This is a genomic window from Acidimicrobiia bacterium (assembly GCA_016650365.1).
Lineage (GTDB): Bacteria > Actinomycetota > Acidimicrobiia > Spongiisociales > JAENVV01 > JAENVV01.
The window spans coordinates 1-4,877 of sequence record JAENVV010000029.1; the positions used below are offsets into that span (position 1 = coordinate 1).

At 58.7% G+C, this 4,877-nt stretch carries 4 protein-coding genes; all 4 read left to right on the forward strand.

From position 1 onward, the window contains the following. The first annotated feature begins 31 nt into the window (after positions 1-31). Positions 32-652, forward strand: a complete 621-nt coding sequence (locus JJE47_01685) for a hypothetical protein (protein ID MBK5266124.1) — start codon at positions 32-34, stop codon at positions 650-652. After that, positions 653-1,834: an AAA family ATPase gene (locus tag JJE47_01690; GenBank protein ID MBK5266125.1), complete on the forward strand. Its 1,182-nt coding sequence runs from the start codon at positions 653-655 to the stop codon at positions 1,832-1,834. It abuts the gene before it with no gap. Between the two features lie 21 nt (positions 1,835-1,855). Next, a complete protein-coding gene (locus JJE47_01695) occupies positions 1,856-3,229 on the forward strand; it encodes a CpaF family protein (protein ID MBK5266126.1) in 1,374 nt (457 codons plus the stop codon). A 4-nt stretch (positions 3,230-3,233) separates the two neighbouring features. Beyond that, the coding region (locus JJE47_01700) for a VWA domain-containing protein (protein ID MBK5266127.1) at positions 3,234-4,877 on the forward strand (1,644 nt) is incomplete at its 3' end.

Below are 4,877 nucleotides of genomic sequence, written 5' to 3' on the forward strand. Positions count from 1 at the left end.
CATTACCGGGGATGTCCGTCCCCTCGCGGACGTGATTCCAAACGGTAAACAGGCGATGACGATCTCCGCTCCGGGTAACCAGGGCCTCAATGAAATGGTCCGCCCGGGCGACCGTATCAACATGATCGTGACGGGTGAAGTCGAGTTGGTTGGCTTCACTCCAGTCGATGGATTGGGACTCGGCGAAGTTACCGCCACGGACGCGACCGGCACAGCCGTGCCAGGCGGTCAGGGTGTAGACACGGACGGCGACGGCATCCCTGATATCGTCATACCTCAGGCTTCTAAGACGCTCAGCCGTTACGTGCTTCAGGGACTTACCGTGCTGGCGGTCGGCCGGGAACTTGTCCCCGATGAAGACTCCGAACTGGTAGTGACCGTTCCCGATGCGGTGCCCGTCGAAGGCGAGGCAGCCCCGGTCGAGGACGGTACCCGTACCATGCTTACGCTCGAGGTGACGCCGGACCAGGCTGAGAGAATCGCTTTCGCCTACGGCTTTGGTCAGATATGGTTGACCCTGAGCCCGACGGACAACTTCGCGGCCGCCGAGACAGAGGGTGTTGTTATGGAAAATCTCTTCTCTGACTTCGGAGTTCTGACAACCTTGTTCCCGCAGCTCGTGGAATTCGAGAAACTGCTCGGAGGACCGTAAGTGAGCTTTGACGACTACGACATCGTTGTTGTCGACTCCGACGAGGAGTTCTTGGCCGAGGCCAAGACAATCTTCGAGGGCGGTGCGACGACCGCGCACACCGTTGCAGATGCGCAACGCCTCGTCGAGGCTGGCGATCTGGACCTGCTGGTGCTTGGACCGTCGAACGCTCACGAGGCGGCCTTGGAGTCCTTCTCCTTGTTGCTTGAACTCGACTCGGACCTGCCTGTGGTGTTGGCGACCGGGACGATTACGGCCCAGCTACTGAGGGCGGCGCTCCGCTACGGCCTTCGCGACGTCATTCAGGCACCGTTCACTGCCGAAGAGATCCACCAGGTACTCAGGGAGTCGGAACGACGGTCAAAACGTCGGCTGGCGGCTCCGGTCGCTCCGGTCGCTCCGGTCGGCCCGAAGGCCGGCAGGGTCATCACGGTCGCTTCCGCCAAGGGTGGTTCTGGAAAGACGGTCACCGCTACCAACCTGGCACTGTTGCTCGCCAGAGCCGCCGGGCCCGGCAAGGTTGCAATCGTTGATGCCGACCTGCAGTTCGGCGACGTCTGTCTGGTACTCCAACTTGAGCCGAAGCTGACGATCTTCAACGCGGCGCAGGATATCGATCGCCTTGACAATTCGCTTATTGATTCGCTGTTGACCAAGCATGTCGAAGGGGTTTCGGTGTTGGCCGCCCCGCTCGAACCTGCCTTCGCCGATGAGGTCTCGACGGCAGTTCTCATCGAGGTCGTGAGTCGGCTTCGTGAACGCTTCGAATACGTCGTCGTCGACACGGCTTCGCTCCTCGACGAGTTGCTTTTGTCGCTGCTTGAGCGTGCCGACGACGTCATCTTCATCGTTGATATGGACCTTCCGAGTGTCAAGAATGCCAAACTTGCTCTTGAGACGCTGCGTTTGCTGAAATTTCCATCATCGAAGATCAAAGTCGTCTTGAATCGTTCGAATTCCAGGGCTCGCCTCGATGAAGGCGAAATCGAGCGATCGCTCAAGATGAAGATCAGCGCAAGCATTCCATCAGACGGCCTAGTTCCGGCTTCGGTCAATGAGGGCCGCCCGGTGGTTCTGTCTGCGCCACGGTCGAAGGTAGCCAAGGGGTTTGAATCGGTGGCCGCGCTCATCCTGGGAGAAGTCGCAGAGTCGGCCAAGACTTCGAAGAAGCGTTGGAAATAGGCAAGGAACAGGGGACCAATCATGGCTTCATTGTCAGAACGGGTAGCAGCAGCCAAGACCGCGGACGACGACCGTCCTGATAGCCGTAAAGAGAGCCTTTTTCGCGAGTTGCGGGGAAAGTTGCACTTTCGGGTCGTCGAAGAGCTAGGTCCGACACTGTATGACCGACAGATGAGCGACGCCGAGTTGCGGCTGCGCGTTGTCGAGATGCTCGAATGGGCAGTGGACCAGGAACAGGGTCTTCCCCTCACCTCCGCGGACCGTTCGCAGCTGATCAACGAGATCGCCTCGGACGTGCTCGGCTACGGCCCGATCGATGCCATTTTGAACGACCCGGACGTCACCGAGGTCATGGTCAACGGGCCCAATAGTATTTACGTCGAGAAGCTGGGAAAGCTGTCCCAGACTGACATTCGGTTCGTCGATGCAACCCACCTGCGGAGGATCATCGACAAGATTGTGGGTCAGGTTGGCCGGCGTGTTGATGAGGCTACCCCGATGGTCGATGCGCGCCTCCCTGATGGATCCCGCGTCAACGCGGTTATTCATCCTCTGGCCATCGGCGGACCATTCCTCACCATTCGTAAATTCTCCGTCGATCCGCTCACCGAGGATGACCTGATTAGGTTTGGCTCGTTTGATAAGCGGGTGGCCGACTTCATGGCCGGGTGTGTCAATGGTCGACTCAATATCATTATCAGCGGTGGTACCGGCTCAGGTAAGACCACGATGCTCAATGTTGTCTCGTCGTATATCCCGAGTAATGAACGAATCGCTACCGTCGAGGATGCGGCCGAGTTGCAGCTTCGACAGGATCACGTTCTCAGCCTCGAATCCCGCCCTCCCAACCTCGAGGGCAAGGGCCAGATCACCATTCGTGACCTGGTGCGTAATACGTTGCGTATGCGTCCTGACCGGATCGTGGTTGGCGAGGTACGCGGTGGCGAAGCCCTCGACATGCTTCAGGCGATGAACACTGGCCATGACGGTTCGTTGACGACCGTTCACTCGAACTCGCCTCGTGACACGTTATCCCGAATCGAGACCATGGTTCTTATGGCTGGCTTTGATCTGCCAATCAGGGCCATTAGAGAACAGGTTTCATCTGCGGTGGATCTGATCATTCACGTAGCTCGACTTCGTGATGGCACCCGGCGGGTTACCCATATCACCGAGGTTGAAGGTATGGAGGGCGACATCATCACCCTTCAGGACTTGTTCTTGTTCGACTTCGGAATGGGCATGTCGGAGGATGGGCGATTCCTTGGCAAGCTCAAGGCAACCGGCATTCGTCCATCGTTCAGCGAGAATCTCAAAGACCTCGGCATCGAGCTTCCGGCGGATCTCTTCGATCCTGAGCCGTTCGCTCGTCGTCAGTCCGCTCAAGTCTGGTGATGATATGAGACGTCTCATGGCACTCTTTCTGGGTGCAATGATCCTGACTGGCCTGCTGGCCGTCCCGGCTTTGGCTCAATCCGATGAACCTCAGGTGGTCATCGTGGAGGTTGATACGTCGCGGTATGACGAGGATGGTTTGACAACCATCGTGGCCGAGATCCGAAACGTCGAGGACGTCGACCTAAGTCAGATCGTCGTTGCCGAAGAAGGTGTCGTCTTCGATCCCAGCACCGTCACGGTTGCTTCGATCGGTGAGACCAATGTTGAAGTCGGAGTGGTACTGGCGATTGACGTGTCTGGTTCAATGATCGGGGCTCCGATAGAGGCAGCCAAGGCCGCGGCCATCAACTTCGTGAACAATAAACGTCCGGCCGACAGCATCGCCCTAGTGACCTTCGGGGATGCCGTCAACATTCGCGTGCCATTTACGACAAATGCCCGGTCGGTCACGTCTGTTATTGCCGGTCTCACGACAGACGGAGCAACGGCGTTCTACGACGGCATGATGGCGTCGGTGCGATTGTACGAGGACTTAACACTTCAGCCGCACATCATCGCATTGACCGATGGCACAGACCAGGGTTCGGCGGCGACGCTCGAACAGGTCAAACAAGCCGTCGTTGCCGGGGGTGTTCGGGTGTTCGGAATTGCCCTGGAGGGAACTGATTTCAACGGCGGGCCGGTCGAAGAGATCGCCGTGGCCAGTCCTGGCGGGCGCTATCAAGCTACATCGGATGCGGCCCAGTTGAACGCCCTCTACTCCGATATCCGTCGAGAACTCAACAACAAGGTCGTGATCACCATCAACGGCCGTCAAAATGATCCGCTGGATACGAGATTTCTGGTCCGATATGGAGCGGCCAACGATACGGCGGCGGTAGCGGTACCGGGGTACTTGACCCCCGAGGATCGGATCGTCACGGCAACCACCATTCCGGCCGAACCCACGATTGCTGAAGGTGTGCTTATTGCATCCGGTGCCCCGGCCCCGCTCGGAACTCTCAAACTGGTCGCCATCGTGGCATCGTTCTTCGGCGTCGTATCCCTCCTCTGGATCATGATCGGACCGCGTGGTGACGAACAGCAGCAACGGATGCGCGAACGAATGCGCCAATTTGAGCGTGGTGGCTCTCGTTCCGAGGGCGACGAGTCGTGGTTGGCCAGGATTCCAGGTCTCCGTCGCTTGTCTGCTTCGGCCACAGCCGCGGCCGACAAGCGAGGTGTTCTCCATGGGCTGGAGTCAGCACTCGCTCAGGCGAATATCGCACTTGGGCCAGGTGAAGCGATCGCCGCGTCACTGCTCTTGTCTGCTGTCGTCGGCCTGCTGGTGGCTCTGTTTACCCGCCGTATCGTGTTCGGTGGCGTGGTGGCCGCCGTCATGATTCTGTTCGTGTTTGCAGTTCTGAGTTACCTCAGCGGACGGGAACGACGTCGATTCGAGTCTCAATTGCCCGATACGTTGACCCTTCTTTCGACGTCGCTGCGGGCGGGCTATTCGTTGTTGCAGGCAGTGGAAGCCGTCGCCTCGGAAGCTCCAGATCCCACGGCGCGTGAGTTCGGCCGAGCGGTCGCCGAAATTCGGCTTGGACGGCAGGTGGTCGGCGGTCTGGAGGGGGTAGCCGATCGGACCGGGTCAGAGGATTTC

Coding starts and splice junctions, on each gene's coding strand:
- JJE47_01695 (MBK5266126.1), top strand. CDS start 1,856: ATGGCTTCATTGTCAGAACGGGTAGCAGCAGCCAAGACCGCGGACGAC.